General features: G+C 54.5%; 17 protein-coding genes. 9 read left to right on the forward strand and 8 right to left on the reverse strand.

Annotation, left to right across the window (positions count from 1 at the left end; translation table 11 throughout):
- Positions 1 to 92 precede the first annotated feature (92 nt).
- The 5 genes from ACQG0T_RS03515 to ACQG0T_RS03535 all read left to right on the forward strand — a co-directional run bounded on the left by ACQG0T_RS03515 (position 93) and on the right by ACQG0T_RS03535 (position 7,274).
- Positions 93 to 1,100, forward strand: coding sequence for a LacI family DNA-binding transcriptional regulator (locus ACQG0T_RS03515; protein WP_015572642.1), 1,008 nt, complete (start codon positions 93 to 95; stop codon positions 1,098 to 1,100).
- A gap of 132 nt (positions 1,101 to 1,232) precedes the next feature.
- Positions 1,233 to 2,054, forward strand: coding sequence for a 4-hydroxy-tetrahydrodipicolinate reductase (gene dapB, locus ACQG0T_RS03520; RefSeq protein ID WP_017383810.1), 822 nt, complete (start codon positions 1,233 to 1,235; stop codon positions 2,052 to 2,054).
- 454 nt (positions 2,055 to 2,508) lie between these two features.
- Positions 2,509 to 3,657, forward strand: a complete 1,149-nt coding sequence (gene carA, locus ACQG0T_RS03525; RefSeq protein ID WP_017383809.1) for a glutamine-hydrolyzing carbamoyl-phosphate synthase small subunit — start codon at positions 2,509 to 2,511, stop codon at positions 3,655 to 3,657.
- 18 nt (positions 3,658 to 3,675) lie between these two features.
- Positions 3,676 to 6,900, forward strand: a complete 3,225-nt coding sequence (gene carB / locus ACQG0T_RS03530) for a carbamoyl-phosphate synthase large subunit (protein ID WP_017694535.1) — start codon at positions 3,676 to 3,678, stop codon at positions 6,898 to 6,900.
- 140 nt (positions 6,901 to 7,040) lie between these two features.
- Complete coding sequence (locus tag ACQG0T_RS03535; protein ID WP_003856439.1) at positions 7,041 to 7,274, forward strand: YgdI/YgdR family lipoprotein; 234 nt, start codon at positions 7,041 to 7,043, stop codon at positions 7,272 to 7,274.
- 48 nt (positions 7,275 to 7,322) lie between these two features.
- Here the strand turns inward: ACQG0T_RS03535 and ACQG0T_RS03540 are convergent, their stop codons facing one another.
- Entirely contained in the window at positions 7,323 to 10,280 is a 2,958-nt protein-coding gene (locus ACQG0T_RS03540; protein ID WP_252051952.1) for an autotransporter outer membrane beta-barrel domain-containing protein, read from the reverse strand.
- Positions 10,281 to 10,650: 370 nt separating this feature from the next.
- Here ACQG0T_RS03540 and kefF point away from each other — a divergent pair, with 370 nt between their 5' ends.
- The 3 genes from kefF to folA all read left to right on the forward strand — a co-directional run bounded on the left by kefF (position 10,651) and on the right by folA (position 13,633).
- Positions 10,651 to 11,181 (forward strand): glutathione-regulated potassium-efflux system oxidoreductase KefF, encoded by a 531-nt coding sequence (gene kefF / locus ACQG0T_RS03545; RefSeq protein ID WP_017383806.1) that lies wholly within the window; start codon positions 10,651 to 10,653, stop codon positions 11,179 to 11,181.
- Positions 11,174 to 13,039, forward strand: a complete 1,866-nt coding sequence (gene kefC, locus ACQG0T_RS03550; protein WP_015572648.1) for a glutathione-regulated potassium-efflux system protein KefC — start codon at positions 11,174 to 11,176, stop codon at positions 13,037 to 13,039. Before kefF ends, kefC begins: the two co-directional genes overlap by 8 nt.
- Positions 13,040 to 13,153: 114 nt before the next feature.
- Positions 13,154 to 13,633 (forward strand): type 3 dihydrofolate reductase, encoded by a 480-nt coding sequence (folA, locus tag ACQG0T_RS03555; RefSeq protein WP_003856431.1) that lies wholly within the window; start codon positions 13,154 to 13,156, stop codon positions 13,631 to 13,633.
- 39 nt (positions 13,634 to 13,672) lie between these two features.
- Here the strand turns inward: folA and apaH are convergent, their stop codons facing one another.
- Genes apaH through lptD form a run of 6 tightly spaced genes read right to left on the reverse strand, consistent with a single transcriptional unit; the run spans position 13,673 to position 20,402 of the window.
- Positions 13,673 to 14,521 carry a bis(5'-nucleosyl)-tetraphosphatase (symmetrical) ApaH gene (gene apaH / locus ACQG0T_RS03560; RefSeq protein ID WP_032647209.1) on the reverse strand — a complete coding sequence of 283 codons (849 nt, stop codon included), beginning with the start codon at positions 14,519 to 14,521 and terminating at the stop codon, positions 13,673 to 13,675.
- 4 nt (positions 14,522 to 14,525) lie between these two features.
- Positions 14,526 to 14,903, reverse strand: coding sequence for a Co2+/Mg2+ efflux protein ApaG (apaG, locus tag ACQG0T_RS03565; RefSeq protein WP_003856425.1), 378 nt, complete (start codon positions 14,901 to 14,903; stop codon positions 14,526 to 14,528).
- Between the two features lie 3 nt (positions 14,904 to 14,906).
- A complete protein-coding gene (rsmA, locus tag ACQG0T_RS03570) occupies positions 14,907 to 15,728 on the reverse strand; it encodes a 16S rRNA (adenine(1518)-N(6)/adenine(1519)-N(6))-dimethyltransferase RsmA (protein WP_003856423.1) in 822 nt (273 codons plus the stop codon).
- Positions 15,725 to 16,711, reverse strand: coding sequence for a 4-hydroxythreonine-4-phosphate dehydrogenase PdxA (gene pdxA / locus ACQG0T_RS03575; RefSeq protein ID WP_015572650.1), 987 nt, complete (start codon positions 16,709 to 16,711; stop codon positions 15,725 to 15,727). Before pdxA ends, rsmA begins: the two co-directional genes overlap by 4 nt.
- Positions 16,711 to 17,997 carry a peptidylprolyl isomerase SurA gene (gene surA / locus ACQG0T_RS03580; protein WP_017383803.1) on the reverse strand — a complete coding sequence of 429 codons (1,287 nt, stop codon included), beginning with the start codon at positions 17,995 to 17,997 and terminating at the stop codon, positions 16,711 to 16,713. Before surA ends, pdxA begins: the two co-directional genes overlap by 1 nt.
- A 53-nt stretch (positions 17,998 to 18,050) precedes the next feature.
- A complete protein-coding gene (lptD, locus tag ACQG0T_RS03585) occupies positions 18,051 to 20,402 on the reverse strand; it encodes an LPS assembly protein LptD (protein ID WP_017383802.1) in 2,352 nt (783 codons plus the stop codon).
- A 239-nt stretch (positions 20,403 to 20,641) separates the two neighbouring features.
- Here lptD and djlA point away from each other — a divergent pair, with 239 nt between their 5' ends.
- The gene (gene djlA / locus ACQG0T_RS03590) at positions 20,642 to 21,457 is read left to right on the forward strand and encodes a co-chaperone DjlA (RefSeq protein ID WP_015572652.1); all 816 of its coding nucleotides are present in this window, start codon (positions 20,642 to 20,644) and stop codon (positions 21,455 to 21,457) included.
- Positions 21,458 to 21,488: 31 nt separating this feature from the next.
- Here djlA and rluA read toward each other — a convergent pair whose 3' ends face one another.
- Positions 21,489 to 22,148 (reverse strand): bifunctional tRNA pseudouridine(32) synthase/23S rRNA pseudouridine(746) synthase RluA, encoded by a 660-nt coding sequence (rluA, locus tag ACQG0T_RS03595; protein WP_003856412.1) that lies wholly within the window; start codon positions 22,146 to 22,148, stop codon positions 21,489 to 21,491.
- Positions 22,149 to 22,157: the final 9 nt, after the last annotated feature.

Genomic DNA, 22,157 nt, shown 5'->3' on the forward strand with positions numbered 1-22,157 from the left:
CAGAACAACAGCGGTAATGTGAAGAGTCTCACAGGGAAAAATGCAAAAAACAGGTTATTCGATTAACCTGTAGTGATGATGAAGGAGACAACATGACGGGAATTACACTGGCCGATGTCGCGAAACGCGCCGGCGTGTCAACGGCGACGGTCTCAATGGTGCTCTGCAACAAAGGCCGCATTTCGCAAAGCACGCGCGAACGTGTGCTTAAGGCGCTGGATGAATCCGGCTATGTCTATAACCAGACGGCAGCCAATTTACGTAACCGCAGCAGTAACCAGGTCGGGCTGCTCTTGCACGATATCACCAACCCTTTTTATAGCGAGATGACGGCAGGGCTAAGTCATGAAATGGAGCGCCACGAGCTGATGCTTTTTCTGGCGAATAGCGAGGAATCTGCAGAGCGACAGCAAAAATTTGTTGATTCACTGATGCGTAATAACGTCGGCGGTATGGTGCTGTGTGCGGCTCGGGAAACGCCCCAGGCCTTTTTTGAGGGTCTGAAGCGGCGCAATATTCCGGCTATCATGGTTGTGCGCCCGCTGAACGATCCGGATTTTGATTTTGTCGGAACGGATAACTTCTTAGGCACGCAGATGGCGACGGAGCATCTGCTCAGAATGGGCCATCGGCATATTGCGTTCATTGGAGGGAGTCAGAATTCGGGCTCTCGGGCGCAGCGTATCGGGGGCTTTACCAGCAAGCTGCTGGAATACGGCGTGACGCCGAATCCTGCCTGGATCAGAACCTCACACGCCAGCCAAAGCGACGGCGCGCGCGTGGCAGAGGCTTTACTTCTCGAGCATCCACACATCAGTGCGGCAATTTGCTATCAGGATGTTGTGGCGCTGGGGGTGATGCAAAGCTTACGCAAGATGGGCCGTGAGCCGGGACGTGATTTTGCGCTGGTCGGTTTCGATGATATTACCGAAGCGGCTCTGGTGCAGCCCGCATTGACCACCGTATCGGTGGCGGCGAAAGAGATTGGTCGTAAGGCAGGGGAGTTACTTTACAGCCGCATACAGGGCAACGACGAACCCGCCAAACGAATCATTCTGCCGCCTGCGCTGGTGGTGCGGGAATCATGTGGTTTTCGCTGACGATCATGTCTTTCACTGATATCTCACCCTGTTTATCATTAAATTCTAATTATCGGCGTTTTCTGTGGCAGCCTGTGCAAAGGCTGGTTAATCTGAAAACGATTTACATCATTTTAACGTAAGAGAATAACTATGCATGATGCACAGATCCGCGTCGCCATTGCGGGCGCGGGTGGACGTATGGGCCGTCAGCTGATTCAGGCGGCACTACAGATGGATGGCGTGGCGCTTGGCGCGGCGCTGGAGCGTGAAGGTTCATCGCTTTTGGGAGCCGATGCAGGCGAGCTGGCAGGCGCAGGTCAGACGGGCGTTACCGTGCAGAGCAGCCTTGAGGCGGTGAAAGAAGACTTTGACGTGTTTATCGATTTTACCCGCCCTGAAGGCACGTTGGCTCACCTGGCGTTTTGCCGTCAGCACGGTAAAGGGATGGTGATTGGCACCACCGGTTTTGACGAGGCCGGTAAGCAAGCCATTCAGGATGCGTCCACTGAGATTGCGATTGTCTTTGCGGCAAACTTTAGCGTGGGGGTAAACGTCATGCTGAAACTGCTGGAGAAGGCGGCGAAGGTGATGGGCGACTACACCGACATTGAAATCGTCGAAGCGCACCATCGCCACAAAGTCGATGCTCCGTCAGGCACGGCGCTGGCAATGGGCGAAGCGATTGCGTGTGCAATGGATAAAGATTTGAAAGACATCGCGGTCTATTCTCGCGAAGGCCACACTGGCGAGCGCGTGCCTGGCACCATTGGGTTTGCCACCGTTCGCGCGGGTGATATCGTCGGTGAACATACCGCTATGTTCGCCGATATTGGCGAAAGGATCGAAATCACTCATAAAGCATCCAGCCGCATGACATTTGCAAACGGGGCGGTACGTTCGGCATTGTGGATGAAAGGTAAGCGTAATGGTCTTTTTGATATGCGAGATGTCCTCGAACTCAACAATTTGTAAGCATTATTACCCTTCGTGATGTGGTTATTGCAGTCGTAATTACTTGATTGCATAGGGCAATATTTTATTGCCCTTTTATTTTGTCTGTTTGGGGTGTTTATTGTGTCTAACTGATTTAAAGTAAGTGTTTTCTCGATAATTTCTGTTGCTGAACTGTAAATTTTGACCATTTGGTCCACTTTTTATTCCTGCAAGACGTTTCTTTCTATTAAACTGCATACGCAAGCGGTTTCCACAGTGATTTAGTTGATCTTTTTGCCGCTTAATCTGAGTTCAGACCTCCAGGCTTGCAAAAGAATATACAAAACTCCCGTTTTAAGTTGACTTTTACATGGCAAATCCCCAGAATGCCGCCGTTTGCCAAAAATCCGCTGGCAACACATTTGCATTGATCCATGACATGGTTATGAATTAATATGCAAATAAAGTGAGTGAATATTCTCTGGAGGGTGTTTTGATTAAGTCAGCGCTATTGGTTCTGGAAGACGGAACCCAGTTTATCGGTCGGGCCATAGGGGCAACGGGTTCGGCGGTTGGGGAAGTCGTTTTCAATACTTCAATGACCGGTTATCAAGAAATCCTCACTGATCCTTCCTATTCTCGCCAAATCGTTACTCTTACTTATCCTCATATCGGCAATGTCGGCACCAATGCGGCTGACGAAGAATCCTCTCAGGTACATGCGCAAGGCCTGGTCATTCGCGACCTGCCGCTGATTGCCAGCAACTTCCGCAACACCGAAGACCTCTCTTCTTACCTGAAGCGCCACAACATTGTGGCGATTGCCGATATCGATACCCGTAAGCTGACGCGTCTGCTGCGCGAGAAGGGTGCACAAAACGGTTGTATCATCGCAGGGGATAACCTCGATGCGACGCTGGCGCTGGAAAAAGCGAAAGCCTTCCCGGGACTGAACGGTATGGACCTGGCGAAAGAAGTGACCACCGCTGAAGCCTACAGCTGGACGCAGGGAAGCTGGACGCTGGAAGGCGACCTGCCGGAAGCGAAACCGGAAAGCGAGCTGCCGTTCCACGTGGTGGCCTATGATTTTGGCGCCAAGCGCAACATCCTGCGTATGCTGGTTGACCGTGGCTGCCGCCTGACGGTCGTCCCGGCACAAACGTCTGCGGAAGATGTTCTGAAGATGAACCCGGACGGCATCTTCCTCTCTAACGGTCCTGGCGACCCGGCGCCGTGCGACTACGCTATCGACGCCATCAAGTCCTTCCTTGAAACCGACATCCCGGTATTCGGCATCTGTCTCGGCCATCAGCTGCTGGCGCTGGCGAGCGGAGCGAACACCGTCAAGATGAAGTTTGGCCACCACGGTGGTAACCACCCGGTGAAAGATATCGACAACAACACGGTGATGATCACCGCGCAGAACCACGGCTTCGCTGTGGATGAAGCGACGATGCCGTCTAACCTGCGCGTGACGCATAAGTCACTGTTCGATGGTACCTTGCAGGGTATCCATCGCACCGATAAGCCTGCGTTCAGCTTCCAGGGCCACCCTGAAGCCAGCCCGGGCCCTCACGATGCCGCGCCGCTGTTCGATCACTTCATCGAACTTATCGAGCAATACCGTAAGACCGCTAAATAATCAGGAGCTGAGAAGACCATGCCAAAACGTACAGACATAAAAAGCATCCTGATCCTTGGCGCTGGCCCGATTGTCATCGGCCAGGCCTGCGAATTCGACTACTCCGGCGCGCAGGCGTGTAAAGCCCTGCGTGAAGAGGGTTACCGTGTCATCCTGGTAAACTCTAACCCGGCCACCATCATGACCGACCCGGAAATGGCGGATGCGACCTACATCGAGCCGATTCACTGGGAAGTGGTACGCAAAATTATCGAGAAAGAGCGTCCGGACGCGGTGCTGCCGACCATGGGCGGCCAGACGGCGCTGAACTGTGCGCTGGAGCTGGAGCGTCAGGGCGTGCTGGAAGAGTTCGGCGTGACCATGATCGGTGCGACCGCCGACGCGATTGATAAAGCAGAAGACCGTCGCCGCTTCGACGTGGCAATGAAAAAAATTGGCCTTGATACCGCACGTTCCGGTATCGCGCACAATATGGAAGAAGCGCTGGCCGTTGCGGCTGAAGTGGGTTATCCGTGCATCATCCGTCCTTCCTTCACCATGGGCGGCACCGGCGGCGGTATTGCCTACAACCGCGAAGAGTTTGAAGAAATTTGCGAGCGCGGCCTGGATCTCTCCCCAACCAAAGAGCTGCTGATTGATGAATCGCTGATTGGCTGGAAAGAGTACGAGATGGAAGTGGTGCGTGATAAAAACGACAACTGCATCATCGTCTGCTCCATCGAAAACTTCGACGCGATGGGGATCCACACCGGTGACTCCATCACCGTTGCGCCAGCTCAGACGCTGACCGACAAAGAGTACCAAATCATGCGTAACGCCTCGATGGCGGTACTGCGTGAAATCGGCGTGGAAACCGGCGGCTCTAACGTGCAGTTCTCGGTGAACCCGAAAACCGGCCGTCTGATTGTTATCGAAATGAACCCGCGCGTGTCCCGTTCCTCCGCGCTGGCCTCCAAAGCCACCGGTTTCCCGATTGCGAAAGTGGCGGCGAAACTGGCAGTGGGTTACACCCTTGACGAGCTGATGAACGATATCACCGGTGGCCGCACGCCAGCGTCCTTCGAACCGTCCATCGACTACGTTGTGACTAAAATTCCACGCTTTAACTTCGAGAAATTCGCTGGCGCCAACGACCGTCTGACTACCCAGATGAAATCCGTTGGTGAAGTCATGGCGATTGGCCGCACGCAGCAGGAATCCCTGCAAAAAGCGCTGCGCGGCCTGGAAGTGGGCGCGACCGGCTTTGACCCGAAAGTCAGCCTGGACGACCCGGAAGCACTGACCAAAATCCGCCGCGAGCTGAAAGACGCGGGCGCAGAGCGTATCTGGTACATTGCCGATGCCTTCCGCGCGGGCCTGTCCGTCGACGGCGTATTTAACCTGACTAACATTGACCGCTGGTTCCTGGTGCAGATTGAAGAGCTGGTGCGTCTGGAAGAGAAAGTGGCGGAGCTGGGCATCAACGGCCTGGACGCAGACTTCCTGCGCATGTTGAAGCGTAAAGGCTTCGCCGATGCGCGTCTGGCTAAGCTGGCGGGCGTGCGTGAAGCGGAAATCCGCAAGCTGCGCGACCAGTACGACCTGCACCCGGTCTACAAGCGCGTGGACACCTGTGCGGCTGAATTCTCGACCGATACCGCATACATGTACTCCACCTATGAAGAGGAGTGCGAAGCGAACCCGTCCGTCGACCGCGACAAGATTATGGTGCTGGGCGGCGGTCCAAACCGTATCGGCCAGGGCATCGAGTTTGACTACTGCTGCGTACACGCCTCACTGGCGCTGCGCGAAGACGGTTACGAGACCATTATGGTCAACTGTAACCCGGAAACCGTCTCGACCGACTACGACACTTCCGACCGCCTCTACTTCGAGCCGGTCACCCTGGAAGACGTGCTGGAAATCGTGCGCATCGAGAAGCCAAAAGGCGTGATCGTGCAGTACGGCGGCCAGACTCCGCTGAAGCTGGCGCGCGCGCTGGAAGCAGCAGGTGTGCCGGTTATCGGCACCAGCCCGGATGCGATTGACCGTGCGGAAGACCGCGAGCGTTTCCAGCAGGCGGTTGACCGTCTCAAACTGAAACAGCCGGCGAACGCCACCGTGACCGCAATTGAAATGGCCGTTGAGAAAGCGAAAGAGATCGGCTACCCGCTGGTGGTGCGTCCATCCTACGTACTGGGCGGCCGCGCGATGGAAATCGTCTACGACGAAGCGGACCTGCGTCGCTACTTCCAGACGGCGGTGAGCGTTTCCAACGATGCGCCTGTGCTGCTCGACCGCTTCCTCGACGACGCGGTTGAAGTCGACGTGGATGCTATCTGCGACGGCGAAAGGGTGCTGATTGGCGGCATCATGGAGCACATCGAGCAGGCGGGCGTGCACTCCGGTGACTCCGCCTGTTCTCTGCCAGCGTACACCCTGAGCCAGGAGATTCAGGACGTGATGCGCCAGCAGGTGCAGAAGCTGGCCTTCGAGCTCCAGGTCCGCGGCCTGATGAACGTTCAGTTCGCGGTAAAAGACAACGAAGTCTATCTGATTGAAGTCAACCCGCGTGCGGCGCGTACCGTACCGTTCGTCTCCAAAGCGACCGGTATTCCGCTGGCGAAAGTGGCGGCGCGCGTGATGGCTGGCCAGACGCTGGCTCAGCAGGGCGTCACGAAAGAAATTATCCCGCCTTACTACTCGGTGAAAGAGGTGGTACTGCCGTTCAACAAATTCCCGGGCGTTGACCCGCTGTTAGGGCCAGAGATGCGCTCTACCGGGGAAGTGATGGGCGTTGGCCGTACCTTCGCAGAAGCGTTTGCGAAAGCGCAGCTGGGCAGTAGCTCCACCATGAGAAAATCTGGCCGTGCGCTGCTCTCCGTTCGCGAAGGCGATAAAGAGCGCGTGGTTGACCTGGCTGCCAAGCTGCTGAAACAGGGCTTCGAGCTGGACGCCACTCACGGTACGGCGATTGTGTTGGGTGAAGCGGGTATCAACCCGCGTCTGGTGAACAAAGTGCATGAAGGTCGTCCGCACATTCAGGACCGCATTAAGAATGGCGAGTACACCTACATCATTAACACCACCGCAGGTCGCCAGGCGATTGAAGACTCCAAACTGATTCGCCGCAGCGCGCTCCAGTACAAAGTGCATTACGACACCACCCTGAACGGCGGTTTCGCGACGGCCATGGCGCTGAATGCGGATGCCACCGAGAAGGTGATTTCGGTGCAGGAAATGCACGCTCAGATTAGCAAGTAACACACATTGCCCGGTGCCATCCGGTTACCGGGCAATTTTCCCATCTTAAGAACCTTCTGGTTTTTCATCCGCTTTCAGTCAGTTAGCCTAAAATAGTTAGGTCGATAACGAAAATTCAACTGAGAGCAGGGGAATACACCATGCAAAATAAACTACTGATCGCTTCCGTTCTGGCTGCCACCGCAATGTTCACCGTGGCGGGCTGTTCGTCCAATCAGGCCGTAAAAACCACCGATGGCAAAACGATTGTTACTGACGGGAAACCGCAGGTGGATGACGATACCGGTCTGGTATCGTACAAAAACGCCGAAACCGGTCAAACTGAACAGATTAACCGTGACCAGGTTAAATCAATGGGCGAGCTGGATAACTAAAAAAAAGCAGTGGCACATGCCACTGCTTTTTTGCTTCAGGATGATCGATTACCAGCGATGGTTTAACAAAATATGACCGCCGTAGGCGGCATAGCTGTTTTCACCCCACTCGCCGCTGGCACGCAGGGAGATCGTCGTGGTTTCGTTCAGGTTGCCGGTTAAGCCCAACTCTAACTGACCACGATCTTCCGGCGTATCGTTGCTGACGGTCTCGTCGTTGAATGCCAGATCGTTTTGACCAGCACCTTTCAACCAGTTAACCGCAACGTACGGCTGCCAGGCCTTGACGTCCTTCTGCTGGAAGTAGCTTGCTTTAACGCCGAGACGACCAAAGACGCTGTCATTGTCCAGGGTAGTGACGCGTACGTCGTCGCGATCGGTATGATTTTCCTGATCGAGATAGCTGTAGATCACCTGCGCCTGCGGCTCGATCTTCCAGGTGCGTTCATTTTCAGACTGGATTATCCACGCGTGGCCGACTTCAACAGACGCGGCGAAACCTTCACTATCGTAGTCTTCATCGTTGCGATTGCTGGTGACGTTGTTGTTGTACCAGCTGTAAGCGGCCCAGGTATCAACGTAGCTGCCCAGACGTAATTTCTGATCTTCCTGCCAGGTGGCGTACAGCCCAACATTGAAGCCATCAACCTTACCCTGTGCGTCACGTACGTTGTGCTTCGCATCAGAGTGGGTCTTCGCCTGGCCTGCACCGAACATCCCGCCAGCACGCAGGATGCCGTTATCCATTGGCTTGCTCATGAAATCGCTGCCGACTTGCAGTACGGTGGTGGTGGTGTCGTAGCTGACTTTATCGCCACCCGCATCGTTCTCGTGATAGCGACCCTTAACGTACATCCAGGTGTTCAGGTCGTCTTCATTGCGGAAGGTGATCTGGTCGCGATCGTCACGCTTATGCAGGAACATGCCCTGTGCGGCAAGGTAGTTACCTAAGTAAGCACCCACTTCAGGTGCCATGACTTCCGGAGCATTGTTACCGCCGTTGTCAGTGTTGCCGCCGTTATCGGTGTTACCGCCGTTGTCGGTGTTACCGCCGTTGTCGGTGTTGCCGCCGTTGTCGGTGTTGCCGCCGTTGTCGGTGTTGCCACCGTTGTCGGTGTTGCCGCCGTTGTCGGTGCTGCCGCCGTTGTCGGTGTTGCCGCCGTTGTCGGTGTTATCGCCATCATCAGTATTGCCACCGTCATCGGTGTCGTCGGAAGGCTCATCAGAAGGCGTTGCCTTTGATTCCAGATACCAGTTGCCGTCACTGTGCTGGTAGAGGTTATATTCCCAGGCGCCTGCGACGACCGGTTTTGCCAGCGTCAGTTGGGCTTCGGAACTGCCGCCGATGCTGACAATTTCCATACCGTTAATGGTTTGCGCGCCTGCGCCGCCAATGTTGGTGATGCTGATGCCAGACTGACCGAAGCTGCTACCCGTAATAGTGAGGTGATCAGTTGGTGAATTATCTTCACCCAGGGTGCTGTTCATCACGATCTGGCTACCGTCAGAGCCGGTGTAGTCGCCATTAATCGTAAAATTATTGCCAACGCTATTATCAGCCGCACTGAGTAACAGCGTGCCGCCATTAGTTACGTTGCCGTTGATGGTATCGACGCCGGAAGCGCTGAGCGTGGAGTTACCCTGGACTGCATTCCATGCCGCCAGCGTACCGCCGCTAAGAACCGCGATGTTGTTGTTCACTTCGCCTGCGGTGGCAAAGGTCGCGCCATTTTCAACGGTAACGGTGGCGTTACTGCCCTTGACGCCGAGCGTTGCGTCGGTGGAGACCAGCGTGGTACCGCCGTGCAGAACCGTATCCCCTGTATAGCTATTTTTGCCCGTCAGGGTCAGGGTGTTGGAATCGACTTTTTCGACGTTACCGCTACCGGTCATGTCGGTGGCGAAAGTGAAATCGCTTCCCTGGTTAAAAATGACGGTACCGTTGTTGGTGAGCCCACCGCTGAGGGTCGCGGTTTTTTCGCCATCGCCCAGTTGCAACGAAGCATCTTTGGCCACCCGTGTATTACCGGTATTCGATACCGCGCCTGACAGGGTTAACGCGCCCGTGTCTATCAGCAAGGAATCGCCAGAGCCAATAATATCGAGATCGCCCGACAGCGCCCAATTTTCGCCCATCATTTTTATACTGGCAAAACCGTCGCCTTCGTTCAGACCCACAAAGTTACTGTCTTCCGTACCGGTGCCGATCAGGGTGAGAGTGTTTCCCGTGGAATTGGTGGAAATAACGTCACCGATAAGAGTGGAACCCGTATCAAGCACCAGGGTGTTATTTTTATTGCTGGCAAACATAACAGCGGCTGTATCACCACTAATCTTTCCGCTATTCGTGATATCTACTTTTGCATTATTCGTTACATTAAAACCGTATTGCGCACCCTGCACGTTACCAGTATTTATGACCTTAGTGTTACCCTCGCTCAGAGCGATTCCATCATTCGCTGTACCAGTGATCGTACCCGCATTATTAATGGCAACGCCTGCAAGTGCGTTCAGGCCAGTTTTACCTTTAATAACTCCGGTTGTGCTATTTGAAATACTTACAGCCGATGAGTTTTCACTAACGAATATACCATCCTCAAAAGCGGTTATATTCCCACGGTTGCTAATTTCACCTTGCATTGATTCAATACTAATAGCTGTAGCCGATTTCGATGTGATGGCGGCACCTTCCTCGTTATTCACCACAACACGTTGCGCGGCAGTATTTATATCCAGGCCAGTTTCCCTACCGGAAATATTCCCTTCGTTAGTGATATTATTGATAGTAAACCCAGTGACAGATACCGCCGCTTCACTATCTGCGGAAGATATCGTCACGTCTTTATTAATAACATATTCAGCATCGGCTGAAAAATCTTGAGGAACAGAAGTTGATTGGTCAATCGTTGCAGAAAACGCAACCGCAGGGGTGCATATCAACAAGGCAGGAAATATCTTTCCCAGGGTTTTGGTTGTATTATTTAATTGGGAGGGTTTGTTGCTCATGTACACATCCATTTGAGTGAGAAGGAATATTCGACACGTGTGTGAAACGTATATCGACCGCCTAAATAATGAGCTCAAAACAAAGAGCGTAAAATTATTATTTTTTCAATGGGTTATGTACAGACTGTTTTATTAAAGAATGACTTAAGGTCCTCTAAAAATATCTGTTGGCAATATGAGTTGTTACTATTATTTTGCGGCATGAATTTGTCGTACGCGTCGTTTTCTTTCTTTAGCGCCGTAATCGCTGTTAAGGTGGTGATGATTGCCAATACTTGCGATTTACTTTGAAGCGTAAGATGACCCCTTTAAGTCGGGGTGGTAACTGTCTACACTCATTGCACAAGAAAAGTAAAAGACGGGCATATACATGATTCTGATAATTTATGCGCACCCCTATCCGCAGCACTCGCATGCGAATAAGCGGATGCTTGAGCAGGCAAGGACGCTTGAAAACGTAGAGATACGTTCCCTCTATCAACTCTATCCAGATTTTAATATCGATGTCGCCGCCGAACAGGAGGCGCTATCCCGTGCCGATCTGATCGTCTGGCAGCATCCGATGCAGTGGTACAGCACGCCTCCGCTGCTGAAATTGTGGATCGACAAAGTTTTCTCCCACGGTTGGGCATATGGGCACAACGGCAACGCGCTTCAGGGCAAAAGCCTGATGTGGGCTGTTACCACCGGCGGGGGGGAAAGCCACTTTGAGATTGGCGCCTTCCCCGGATTTGACGTGCTGGCGCAGCCGCTCCAGGCTACTGCCCTTTACTGCGGTCTGAACTGGCTTCCGCCTTTTGCGATGCACTGTACCTTTGTCTGCGACGATGAAACCTTGCAGGCGCAGGCTCGTCACTACAAACAACGTTTACTTGAGTGGCAGGAGACGCACAATGGATAGCCATACGCTGATACAGGCGCTGATTTACCTCGGCGCGGCGGCATTAATTGTGCCCGTGGCGGTTCGTCTGGGGCTGGGCTCGGTGCTCGGCTATCTGATTGCCGGATGTGTGATTGGCCCCTGGGGCTTTCGGCTGGTGACGGATGCCGAGTCGATCCTGCATTTTGCGGAGATCGGCGTGGTGCTGATGCTGTTTGTGATTGGTCTGGAGCTGGATCCGCAGCGGCTGTGGAAACTGCGCGCCTCGGTGTTTGGCGGAGGCGCCCTGCAAATGCTGGCCTGCGGTCTGCTGTTGGGCGGGTTCTGCATTCTGCTGGGGATGGAGTGGAAAGTCGCAGAGCTGATCGGCATGACGCTGGCGCTCTCCTCGACGGCGATTGCCATGCAGGCAATGAACGAGCGTAATCTGACGGTGTCGCAAATGGGGCGCAGCACCTTCTCCGTACTGTTGTTCCAGGATATTGCCGCCATCCCGCTGGTGGCGATGATCCCGCTGCTGGCAACCAGCGGCGCATCAACGACGCTGGGGGCATTTGCCTTATCAGCGCTGAAGGTTGCCGGTGCGCTGGCGCTGGTTGTTCTGCTTGGTCGCTACGTAACGCGTCCGCTGCTGCGCTTTGTTGCTCGCTCTGGCCTGCGCGAAGTATTCAGCGCTGTTGCGTTATTCCTGGTGTTTGGTTTTGGATTGCTGCTGGAAGAGGCCGGGCTGTCGATGGCAATGGGCGCCTTCCTCGCGGGAGTCTTACTGGCAAGCTCCGAATACCGTCACGCGCTGGAAAGCGATATCGAGCCGTTTAAAGGATTGCTGCTGGGGCTGTTTTTCATCGGCGTCGGGATGTCTATCGACTTCGGGACGCTGGTAACCCATCCGCTGCGCATCATCATTCTGCTGGTGGGTTTCCTGGTCATTAAAATGGCGATGCTGTGGCTGATTGCCCGCCCGTTAAATGTGCCAAAACCGCAACGCCGCTGGTTTGCCGTGCTGCTGGGGCAGGGGAGTGAGTTTGCTTTCGTGGTCTTTGGCGCAGCGCAGATGGCAAATGTACTTGATCCGGAATGGGCAAAAGCGCTGACGCTGGCGGTTGCGCTGTCGATGGCCGCAACGCCGATCCTGCTGGTGCTGCTGACGCGTCTGGAGAAAACGGGAAGCGAACAGGAGCGAGAAGCCGATGAGATCGACGAGGAGCAGCCGCGGGTGATCATCGCCGGATTTGGCCGATTCGGGCAGATTACCGGCCGTTTACTGCTCTCCAGCGGAGTCAAAATGGTTATCCTCGATCACGATCCTGACCATGTCGATACGCTGCGTAAATTCGATATGAAAGTGTTTTACGGTGATGCGACCCGGGTTGATCTGCTGGAATCCGCCGGGGCGGCGAAAGCCGAGGTGTTGATTAATGCCATTGACGATCCTGAAACCAGTATGCAGATGGTTGAGCTGGTTAAAGAGCATTTTCCGCATCTGACCATTATTTCCCGTGCGCGCGATGTGGATCATTACATCCAGCTGCGTCAGGCGGGTGTGGCAGCCCCTGAACGTGAAACCTTCGAAGGGGCGCTTAAATCTGGCCGCATGGCGCTGGAAAGCCTGGGACTTGGTGCGTATGAAGCGCGTGAGCGTGCCGATCTGTTCCGCCGTTTTAATCATGAGATGGTGGAAGAGATGGTGGCGATGGCAAGCAGTACGGCAACCGAACGCGCTGCGGTGTTTAAACGCACCAGCACCATGCTGACGGAGATCATCAACGAGGATCGTAATCACCTGTCGCTGGTTCAGCGCCACGGCTGGCAAGGGACGGAAGAGGGCAAGCATACCGGTGATCCTGCGGATGAACCGGAGAGTAAACCCTCTGCGTGAAGTGGAGTTGCCAGCAATATTAAAAAATTTCTAATTCTTTACCCTGCCGCCAGTCGACGAAAGATTAAGCTTTCCGTATAGTGGCGGCAATTTTTTGCATCCGGGAAATTTTCAATGATCAGTCTGATTGCAGCGCTGGCGGTAGACCGCGTTATCGGCATGGAAAACGCCATGCCGTGGAACCTGCCTGCCGATCTCGCATGGTTTAAACGTACTACGTTAAACAAGCCGGTAGTGATGGGCCGCCTGACCTGGGAGTCGATTGGTCGTCCATTGCCGGGTCGTAAGAATATTGTGATCAGTAGCCAGCCGGGCACTGACGATCGCGTTCAGTGGGTTAAGTCCGTTGATGAAGCCATTGCCGCCTGCGGCGATGCCGAAGAGATCATGGTGATCGGCGGCGGGCGTGTGTATGAGCAGTTCCTGCCAAAAGCGCAGAAACTGTATCTGACGCACATTGATGCGGAAGTGGAAGGGGATACCCATTTCCCGGATTACGATCCGGACGAGTGGGAGTCTGTATTCAGTGAGTTTCACGATGCGGATGCGCAGAACTCGCACAGCTACTGCTTCGAAATTCTGGAACGTCGTTAACGGTTTTATCCTCTCCCCGAAGGGAGAGGATAAACCTCTTCAGGAGGCGACCGCCTCACCCTCGCCTAAGTCCAGCTGTCGGTTGGATGGCTGCACAAAGTAGGTCTTATCTTCCCAGCGTAAGCAGGTTAAATCCCCGCCCCAGCAGCATCCGGTATCCAGCGCGTAGATATTTTCCGGGGTGCCTTTTCCTTCCAGCGATGCCCAGTGCCCAAATACCACGCTGTATTCGTCAGTCACGGGCCCAGGAATGGCAAACCACGGCTTAAGCGGCGCAGGCGCATTTTCCGGCGTATCTTTGCAATACATATCCAGCTGCCCGTTCGGGAAGCAGTAGCGCATGCGCGTAAAGGCATTGGTGATAAAACGCAGTCGCGCCAGGCCGCTGAGGTCATCACTCCAGTTATTCGGCATGTCGCCATACATCGCATCCAGGAAGAACGGGTAGGAGTCGCTCGCCAGCACCGCTTCGGCGTCGCGCGCGCAGGTTTTTGCCGTCTCAAGATCCCACTGAGGCGTGATGCCGGCATGCGCCATCACCAGCTTTTTCTCTTCGTCAATCTGTAGCAGCGGCTGGCGACGCAGCCAGTTGAGCAACTCATCGGCATCCGGTGCTTCCAGCAGGGGGGTAATGCGATCTTTCGGCTTATTACGGCTGATCCCGGCGTATACGGCCAGCAGATGCAGATCGTGGTTGCCCAGCACCATGCGCACGTTGTCGCCTAGCGATTTGACATAGCGGAGGACGTCCAGGGAACCGGGACCGCGCGCCACTAAGTCGCCCGTCAGCCAGAGCGTGTCCTGCCCGGGGGTGAAGTCGACCTGTTTTAATAATGCGATCAGTTCATCGTAGCAACCGTGAACGTCGCCAATCAGATATGTAGACATTAGATTAATGAATAAGTGTAGGTACGGCGAGACGGAATACGGGAATAGCAATGCGGAAAGCATTACCGTCGGCATCGACCATTTCGTAATGGCCCTGCATGGTACCCAGCGGCGTTTCAATTACCGCGCCGCTGGTGTACTGATACTCTTCGCCAGGGGCGATATGGGGTTGTTCACCGACCACGCCTTCGCCCTGGACTTCAATTTCACGGCCATTGCCGTTGGTGATAAGCCAGTAGCGCCCGAGCAGTTGCACAGGCATCCGCCCCAGATTGCGAATGGTTACGGTATAAGCAAAGACAAAACGTTCTTCATCCGGTGTGGATTGGGACTCAATGTAGACGCTTTGAACCTGAACACAGACGCGGGGCGAATCAATCATGGCTTAGCTCTCCTTCGGCGGCGCATTGTCGCTGATGTAATTAGCCAGCTTGCAGTACTGCTCTACGGAAATATTTTCCGCACGCATTGCCGGGTCGATGCCCAACTCAGCTAATACGTCAACGGTAAACAGATTGCCAAGGCTGTTACGAATCGTTTTACGGCGCTGGTTAAAGGCTTCTGTCGTGATACGGCTCAGCACGCGCAGGTCTTTGACCGGGTACGGCATCGTTTTATGTGGCACCAGGCGCACAACCGCAGAATCTACCTTTGGCGGTGGCGTGAACGCGGAAGGCGGTACTTCTAATACCGGGATCACGTTGCAGTAATATTGCGCCATCACGCTTAAACGACCATACGCTTTACTGTTCGGCCCTGCAACCAGACGGTTAACGACCTCTTTTTGCAACATGAAGTGCATGTCGGCAATGGCATCAGTATAGCTAAACAGATGGAACATCAGCGGGGTGGAGATGTTGTACGGCAGGTTACCGAACACGCGCAGCGGCTGTCCCATTTTTTCTGACAGTTCGCCAAAGTTCATGGTCATCGCATCCTGCTGATAAATCGTCAGCTTCGGCCCGAGGAACGGGTGCGTTTGCAGACGCGCGGCCAGATCGCGGTCGAGTTCGATAACGGTCAGTTCGTCGAGGCGTTCGCCTACCGGCTCGGTCAGCGCGGCAAGACCCGGGCCGATTTCGACCATGGCCTGACCTTTCTGCGGATTAATGGCAGAAACGATACTGTCGATCACAAACTGATCGTTGAGGAAGTTTTGCCCGAAGCGTTTACGGGCTAAGTGGCCCTGATGGACTCGATTAGTCATTGAGTATTAACAATCATTTTGATGGCGAGATTAAGCGCCGTAATAAAACTGCCGACATCCGCTTTTCCCTGGCCTGCCAGATCCAGCGCAGTACCGTGGTCAACGGACGTTCGAATAAAGGGTAAACCGAGGGTGATATTCACCCCGCGGCCAAAGCCCTGGTATTTTAGCACGGGCAGACCCTGATCGTGGTACATCGCGAGTACGGCGTCGGCATTATCCAGGTATTTGGGCTGGAAAAGGGTGTCGGCAGGCAGAGGCCCGCTGAGGTTCATCCCCTTCGCCCGCATCTCCTCAAGCACCGGAATGATGGTGTCGATCTCTTCGGTGCCCATATGTCCGCCCTCACCCGCGTGCGGATTCAGGCCGCAAACCAGCACATGCGGCTGCGGAATGCCGAATTTGGTTTGCAGATCGTGATGCAAAATGCCAATGATCTCACGCAAGAGTTCAGGCGTAATGGCATCCGGAATGGCTTTGATCGGCAGGTGCGTTGTTACCAGCGCAACGCGCATTGCTTCGGTTGCCAGCATCATCACCACTTTCGGGCTGTGCGAACGCTCTTCGAAAAATTCGGTATGCCCGGTAAACGGAATGCCCGCGTCATTGATCACGCCTTTATGCACCGGACCGGTGATCAGGGCGGCAAATTCGCCCTGAAGGCAACCGTCACAGGCGCGCGCCAGCGTCTCGACGACGTAGTGGCCGTTTTCGGTGTGTAACTCACCGGGGACAACAGGCGCACGGAGCGGAACAGAAAGCAGGGTGAGAGTACCCGCCTGCTGCGGTGCGGGCTGTTGGCCTTCAACGTAAGGGAGGAGCGTTAAAGGCAGACCGAGCAAAGCTGCCCGGTCTTGTAACAGTGTTGCATCTGCGCAGACAACCAACTCTACCGGCCAGCTGCGCTGGGCGAGCTGAACCACAAGGTCAGGCCCAATCCCGGCGGGTTCGCCGGGGGTGATCACAACACGATGCGGTTTCATCAGTTGCTCAACACTTTCACGTAAGCGCTGGCGCGTTGTTCCTGCATCCAGGTTGCGGCTTCTTCAGAGAACTTACGGTTAAACAGCATGCGATACGCACGGTCTTTCTGCGCCGCGTCGGTTTTATCCACGTTGCGCGTGTCCATCAGCTGGATCAGATGCCAGCCGAAGGAGGAGTGTACCGGCGCGCTCATCTGGCCTTTATTCAGCTTCATTAACGCATCGCGGAAAGCCGGATCGTAAATATCCGCTGCCGCCCAACCCAGGTCACCGCCCTGGTTTGCAGAGCCAGGATCCTGAGAGAACTCTTTTGCCGCTTTATCGAAGGTGGTTTTACCGCTCTTGATGTCTGCGGCGATCTGTTCCAGCTTCGCACGAGCCTGATCGTCAGTCATGATCGGAGACGGCTTAAGCAGGATATGACGCGCATGCACTTCGGTAACCGAAATGTTCTGGCTCTGGCCGCGCAGGTCGTTCACTTTCAGAATGTGGAAGCCCACACCGGAACGGATTGGACCGACGATGTCGCCTTTCTTCGCCGTGCTCAGCGCCTGGGCAAACAGGGATGGCAGCTCCTGAATACGCCCCCAGCCCATCTGGCCGCCTTTCAGCGCCTGCTGGTCAGCGGAATAGGTGATCGCCAGCTTGCCGAAGTCATCGCCATTACGCGCCTGCTCAACGATAGCGCGCGCCTGGCTTTCCGCCTCAGCCGCCTGATCGGAGGTTGGGTTTTCCGGCAGTGGGATCAGGATGTGGCTCAGGTTAAGCTCAGTGCTGGCATCATTCTGATTCCCTACCTGTTTTGCCAGGGCATCCACTTCCTGAGGCAGGATGGTGACGCGGCGACGGACTTCATTGTTACGCACTTCTGAAATCAGCATCTCTTTACGGATCTGATTACGGTAGGTGGCATAGCTGATGCCGTCGTAGGCCAGGCGGCTACGCATCTGATCCGGGGTAATGTTGTTCTGCTTTGCAATGTTGGCGATCGCCTGATCGAGCTGCTCGTCAGAGATCGTCACGCCCATTTTCTGGCCCATCTGAAGAACAATCTGATCCATGATCAGACGCTCCAGGATCTGGTGGCGCAGCGTAGCGTCATCCGGAAGCTGTTGACCTGCTTCGCCCGAGTTGAGCTTTACAGATTTCATCAAACCGTCAACGTCACTTTCAAGCACGACGCCGTTGTTAACCACAGCCGCGACTTTATCGACAACCTGTGGGGCCGCGAAGCTGGTATTCGCAACCATAGCGACACCGAGTAGCAGCGTTTTCCAGTTCTTCATACTTTTTCCATTTCAATTAACCGCAAAGCGGATTACGTTGTAAATCAAGCACATTACAATGAACTACGATACGGCAGAATGTTCGAGCGCAGCATCTGCTGCGTGCCCAGACCGTAGTTAGAACTCAGGCCGCGCAACTCGATATTAAAGCCGATCACGTTATCATATTTGCCCTGACTGTTTTGCGTATCCCAGCCGTTAAGTTTGCGTTCGTAACCGACACGTATTGCGTAACAGCAGGAGTTGTATTGCAGACCCAGCATCTGGTCAGCAGGTTTTTGGGCATTCGTGTCATAGTAGTAGGCCCCGACGACTGACCAACGATCGGCGATCGGCCAGCTCGCGGCGGTACCCACCTGTGAAATACCGTCTTTGTATTGGTCTGTATTCGCATAGTTTGGCAGCGTCGCCTGGATATACTCCGGGCTGGCGTAACGGTACGTCAACTGCAACATGCGGTCTTCATCACGACGGTATTCGATGGCTGCGCTGCCCGTCGCGATATTGTCCAGTCGTGTATCGTACTGAACACCACCGCGCAGACCCCAACGATCCGTCATGCGCCAGTAGGTGTCGCCCGCCCATACCAGTGAGCCCGTTTTGTTGTCTTTCTCCCAGTTAATGTCGTCATCACCGGTACGAGACTCGGTGAAATAGTAGATTTGACCAACAGAAACGTTAAAACGTTCAACGGCAGCATCATCATATACGCGCGTTGTGACGCCAGTCGTTAACTGGTTAGCAGACGCAATACGGTCAAGCCCGCCGTAGGTACGGTCACGGAACAGGCCGCTGTAGTCTGATTGCAGGAAGGAAGAGTCGTAGTTTTGAATTTTGCTCTGATCGCGATAAGGCACATACAGATACTGCATACGCGGCTCAAGCGTCTGGGTGTATCCATCGGCGAGAAGGCCCATATCACGTTCGAAGATCAGCTTCCCGTCCATTTTGAATTGCGGAAGCGTACGGTTTACCGACTCTTCAAGATCGGTGCCATAGCGTTTGTTATACCAGTCCAGATTTTTCTGCTGGTAGTGGGTGGCCATCAGCTTAGCTTCGGTATTCAGGCTCGCCCAGTCGTTTGACCACGGCAGATTGATCGTCGGCTCGATATGCAGACGCGTTGATTCCGGCATATCCGAGTTGGTGTTGACGAAATGGACCGCCTGAGCATAAACGCGCGTGTCGAAAGGACCCACATCGTTCTGGTACCAGTTCACGTCCAGCTGCGGCTCGGCACCATAGGTACTACGCGATTGTGTATCAAATACCTGGAACTGTTTGGTCGACACCGTCGCGTCAAAGTTCTCAATGGCGTAGCCCACGCTGAATTTCTGCGTGGCGTAACCGTCGGTACTGGAGCCGTATTTAGAATCAAAGTCGTTGAAGTAATACGGATCGCTGACTTTGGTGTAGTCGATGTTGAAGCGCCACACCTGATCCAATACCCCGGCGTGCTTCCAGTAGTACATCCAGCGGTGCTTATCACCTTCGCTCGGATGCTCGTCCTGGAACACCTTATCTGATGGCAGATAATCAAATTCCATCAGACCCGCGCCCGCCTTGGTCAGATAGCGGAATTCGTTCTCCCACATGATGTTACCGCGCTTATGGATATAGTGCGGCGTGATCGTGGCGTCCATGTTGGGCGCAATGTTCCAGTAGTACGGCAGGTAGAACTCAAAGTAGTTCGACGTGCTGTACTTGGCGTTCGGGATCAGGAAACCTGAACGACGTTTGTCACCCACAGGCAGTTGCAGGTAAGGGCTATAGAAAATGGGCACCGGGCCGAGTTTAAAACGGGCGTTCCAGATCTCTGCAACCTGTTCTTCACGGTCGTGGATCACTTCACTGCCCACAACGCTCCAGGTATTTGACCCTGGCAAACAGGAGGTAAACGTGCCGTTTTCGAGAATGGTGTAGCGGTTTTCGCCGCGCTGCTTCATCAGGTCCGCGGTACCGCGCCCCTGACGACCGACCATCTGGTAATCACCTTCCCAGACGTTGGTGTCTTTGGTATTCAGATTCGACCAGGCTTTCGGACCTTTCAGGATGACCTGATTGTCGTCATAGTGCACATTACCCAGCGCATCCACCGTACGGACAGGCGCCTGAGCACCTTCCGGTTGCTTCTGGTGCAATTGCACTTCGTCAGCAAGCAGGCGACTGTTTCCCTGGTTAATATCGACATTGCCCGTAAAGGTCGCATTGTCAGGATAATTACCTTTTGCGCTGTCGGCATTAATGGTGACGGGTAAGTCATTCGTATCGCCTTTCACCAGTGGGCGATTGTAACTTGGGACGCCAAGCATACACTGCGAGGCGAGATCGGCTGCGAGCCCCTGTTGGCTATACAGGGCGGTGCCAATCATTGTGGCCAGAAGGGTGGGGATACGTTTTTTCATACGTTGTATTTTATTGTTCCGTCATCAGTGGCTACGGCTTACAAACGCTCAGAGACTATCTTACTCATCAGCGCAGTACCAGCGTTAATCCTGCCCGTTTGCGCGCCAGAGTGTTAGGCTCGCTATCGAATGACGAGTATGATAATGCAAATTATAGGCGATGTCCCTCAATTGACCGTGGCGCGACCACTGTAATGATGGCGTTGCGTCGGCCAGGAACATGACCATTCGGGGAGTATATGCAGTATTGGGGTAAAATAATCGGCGTTGCGTTCGCAATTATTATGGGTGCCGGATTCTGGGGTGTTGTTCTTGGCCTCATTATCGGCCATATGTTTGATAAAGCACGCAGCCGCAAAATGGCCTGGTTTGCCAACCAGCGCGAGCGCCAGTCACTCTTTTTCTCCACCACCTTCGAGGTGATGGGGCACTTAACCAAATCAAAAGGACGCGTAACGGAAGCCGATATTCAGGTGGCCAGCGTCTTTATGGATCGCATGAATCTGCACGGCGAATCCCGCATCGCGGCGCAGAATGCGTTTCGGATTGGTAAATCAGATCACTACCCGCTGCGTGAAAAAATGCGGCAGTTCCGTAGCATCTGTTTCGGGCGTTTTGATTTAATTCGGATGTTTCTGGAAATTCAAATCCAGGCCGCCTTCGCGGATGGCTCTCTGCATCCGAATGAACGGGACGTCCTGTATGTGATTGCTGAAGAGTTGGGCATTTCCCGCATGCAGTTCGATCAGTTCCTGCGCATGATGCAGGGCGGCGCGCACTTTGGCGGCGGTTATCAGCAGCAATCGTCCGGCGGCGGCTGGCAGCAGGCGCAGCGTGGCCCTACGCTTGAAGATGCCTGTAACGTCCTCGGCGTGAAGCCGTCTGACGATGTTACGACCATCAAACGCGCCTATCGTAAGCTGATGAGCGAGCACCATCCGGATAAGCTGGTGGCGAAAGGCCTGCCGCCAGAGATGATGGAGATGGCGAAACAAAAAGCGCAGGAAATCCAGAAAGCCTACGAGCTGATTAAAGAGCAGAAAGGTTTTAAATAAAAAAATGGCCCGACACAGTCGGGCCATTTTTTCAGAAGTCCACCGGGGCTTTGAACGTCATGGCGTTGCCGAAAGCAGGGTGGGTGATGGTGAGCGTCTGCGCATGCAGTTGCAGGCGCGGCGCTAACGCCAGCGCTTCCGGCGGCGCATAGAATCTGTCCCCCAGAATGGGGTGACCCATCGCAAGCATATGCACACGCAGCTGGTGGGAGCGCCCGGTAATCGGCTTCAGCAGGACGCGCGCGGTGTTATCCGGCGCGTACTCCAGCACTTCATACTCGGTTTGCGCGGCCTTGCCGGTTTCGTAACACACCTTCTGCTTTGGCCGGTTCGGCCAGTCGCAAATCAGCGGTAAATCCACCAGCCCTTCCGCCTGTGCCGGATGGCCCCAGACGCGCGCGACATACTGTTTCTTCGGCTCGCGCTCGCGGAACTGACGCTTCAGCTCGCGTTCTGCCGCTTTATTCAGAGCCACCACAATCACGCCGCTGGTCGCCATATCCAGACGATGGACAGACTCGGCCTGGGGATAATCACGCTGGATACGCGTCATCACGCTGTCTTTATGCTCTTCCAGACGCCCCGGCACGGATAACAAGCCGCTCGGCTTGTTAACCACCATAATGTGCTCGTCCTGATACAGAATGACCAGCCACGGATCCATCGGGGGATTGTAGGGCTCCATTACCATCTTGCGCTC

The organism is Enterobacter cloacae complex sp. 302F9 (assembly GCF_050030335.1).
Classification (GTDB): domain Bacteria; phylum Pseudomonadota; class Gammaproteobacteria; order Enterobacterales; family Enterobacteriaceae; genus Enterobacter; species Enterobacter hormaechei_C.